The organism is Leptolyngbya sp. FACHB-36, from assembly GCF_014695955.1.
Taxonomy (GTDB): Bacteria; Cyanobacteriota; Cyanobacteriia; order Leptolyngbyales; family Leptolyngbyaceae; genus FACHB-36.
This window is the reverse complement of record NZ_JACJPG010000083.1, coordinates 1-2,215: the sequence shown is the minus strand read 5'-3', so window position 1 is coordinate 2,215 and position 2,215 is coordinate 1. Positions and strand designations below refer to the sequence as shown.

2 protein-coding genes and 1 pseudogene are annotated in these 2,215 nt (G+C 54.9%); 1 reads left to right on the top strand and 2 read right to left on the bottom strand.

The annotated features are described in order from the left end of the window. The coding region (locus H6F43_RS01190) for a metallopeptidase TldD-related protein (RefSeq protein WP_242025226.1) at window positions 1–198 on the top strand (198 nt) is incomplete at its 5' end. A gap of 13 nt (window positions 199–211) precedes the next feature. Here the strand turns inward: H6F43_RS01190 and H6F43_RS01185 are convergent. Both H6F43_RS01185 and H6F43_RS01180 read right to left on the bottom strand, forming a co-directional pair. Further along, window positions 212–1,207: a pentapeptide repeat-containing protein gene (locus H6F43_RS01185; protein ID WP_190340198.1), complete on the bottom strand. Its 996-nt coding sequence runs from the start codon at window positions 1,205–1,207 to the stop codon at window positions 212–214. Further along, window positions 1,194–2,215 (bottom strand): annotated as a pseudogene (locus H6F43_RS01180) (hypothetical protein); the annotation flags it as partial. The gene H6F43_RS01185 and the pseudogene H6F43_RS01180, both read right to left, overlap by 14 nt.

The window sequence follows — 2,215 nt, the reverse complement described above, 5'->3', positions numbered from 1 at the left end:
CAAGGCTCGTTCTCGCTGCCGTTTGACGGGTGGCTAATGAACAAGGGCGATCGCGTCAGCATCGAGTCCGCAACAGTGGCGGGCGATTTTCTGGAGATGTTGAAATCGATCATCTACGTAGAGCCAGAGGCGCACATTACGCCCGGTGGCGTCTGCCCGCGAATTTGGGTGGAAGAGTTGTCCATTACGGGTGAGTGAGGCAGGACTAAACCTACTCCTGAACGGAGCCATCCGGCATCGTGGCTCCGTTCAGCTTTGCCCCGGTCAAATTAGCGCTGCTTAGTTCTGCCTTGACTAAGTTCGCCTCGACTAAGATCGCGTCGCGCAGATCTGCCCGACCGAGGTAGGCATCAATCAGCGTTGCCTCAGTCAAGTTTGCGTTACGCAGGTCTGCCCGACTTAAATCAGCGCGATTTAAGCGCGATCGACGCATGAACGCCTGAGTTAGCTTGCTCTTGCTGAGAATTGCGGCGGTTAGGTTTGCCCCGCTCAAATTGGCGCGGCTGAGATCGGCTTCTGACAGAGTTGCTCGCTCTAGCTTGGCATCTACCAGTACCGCCTGCATCAGCTTCGCCTCAGTCAAGTTCGCATCGGTGAGAAACGTTCCCTTCAAATTTGCGGCAGTCAGAACTGCTCCAACTAAGGTTGCCTCCCGCAGGCTAGCCTCGCTGAGCGTCGCTCCCGTCAAGTCGGCTTTGCTGAGGTCGGCTCCATTCAGGTTCGCCCCACGCAAATCGGCTCCACGCAGATCGGCTCCACGCAGATCGGCTCCTTCATAGCAGCGTTTTTCGTAGCGCAGATTTGCCCCACGCAGACATGCCCCGCGCAGATTTGCTCCTGCTAGTTTCACGCTCCGCAAGTCTGCGCTAATCAAGTTGGCATCCAGTAGCAGCGCCAGGGTGAGATCGGACCCACGCAAATCAGCGCTGTAGAGAATTGCTCCATGCAGATCCGCATCCCGCAGATTTGCGCTCAGTAAGTCTGCCTGACTTAAGTTGGCTCCGCTCAGCTTGGTGCCAATCAAGTTCGCTTTGCTGAGGTTGGCGCGGTTCAGGTATGCGAACGTTAAGTTTGCACCCGCTAAGTCGGTACCGGATAAATCCACGCCAATCAAGTCGCTGCCGCTTAGATCTGCGCCGCTCAGATTCTCACCGCGAAAATCGGTTTCGCCAGCCTCGTAGCGCTGCAACAACTCATGAATGTGCATGGTTCACATCTCCGTCTGTGATCGATCGCTCGAATTGGGTTACGTCTTCGGGACTTCCCGTAGCTTCGAGTTCAAGCATGGCTTCAATCTCTGCTAGCTCAAGTCGGGTCTGGTCTTCTGTGGTAGCAGAGGAATCTGCATCAGGGGACCCTTGCAACGAGGACAAGCAAGACAGCTCAAACGTAGTCGGCACCTCCGAAGCCGTCAGCAGCAGTTGACAGGTGCGCTCGATTTCACTCTCATCGGCTAGCTCCTGGGTCGCTTGCTCAAATTCATCTAGGTTCAAGCTAGTTGGATCAGACAACGCCAAGATCGCTGCCGGACTGCCGTGAACGTATAGCGATCGCAAACACCGAATTACCACCTCCGCCGTTTCCATCGTTTCCTCAGCGTCCTTCAATTGCCGAGCAGTCCTGTAAACTAGTGCTTCTAGGTCCGTGTACGTTTTACAAACTTGGAGCAACTGCCGCAGTAAGCCATCGAATTCATGCATCTTCAGGTTTAGCCAGTCCTGTCTGGTAAAGCCGAACGGTTCGTGCAGCGCCGAAAACACCAGAATTTTGGCGCGAATCGGGTTCGCGTACTTCATAATGCCGAGCCGGACGTCAAACAGATTCAAGCTGCCAGGTGCAGGCTCACTAACTGAAGGTTCAGACGTTACAGGTTCAAGGTTGGCGTGCTGCGAGGGACTGGGCGTCGATGGCTCCTCATACAGCGGACGGAGTGTCTGGACGATCGTTTGCGCGATCGGCACATATTCGTCTTGCTTGTTCAGCGTCTTTACCACACGGCTCAACGCTGCCTCAAGCTGTTCAGTGGTGGCGGCAAGCTGATGAACTTCGTAAAGCAGCGTTTCCAGATGCAGGCTAGCAAGCGTGGTCGGATCACTTTCCCAACGCTGTTGGCAAACAAACACCAGTAGCTTTTTAATCCGGCGGATGCTCGGAGAAACCTCTAGTGATCGAGCCACGTCGCCGTATCGCTGCTGATGCTCAAGTGACAGCATTT

Coding starts and splice junctions, on each gene's coding strand:
- H6F43_RS01185 (WP_190340198.1), bottom strand. CDS start 1,207: ATGCACATTCATGAGTTGTTGCAGCGCTACGAGGCTGGCGAAACCGAT.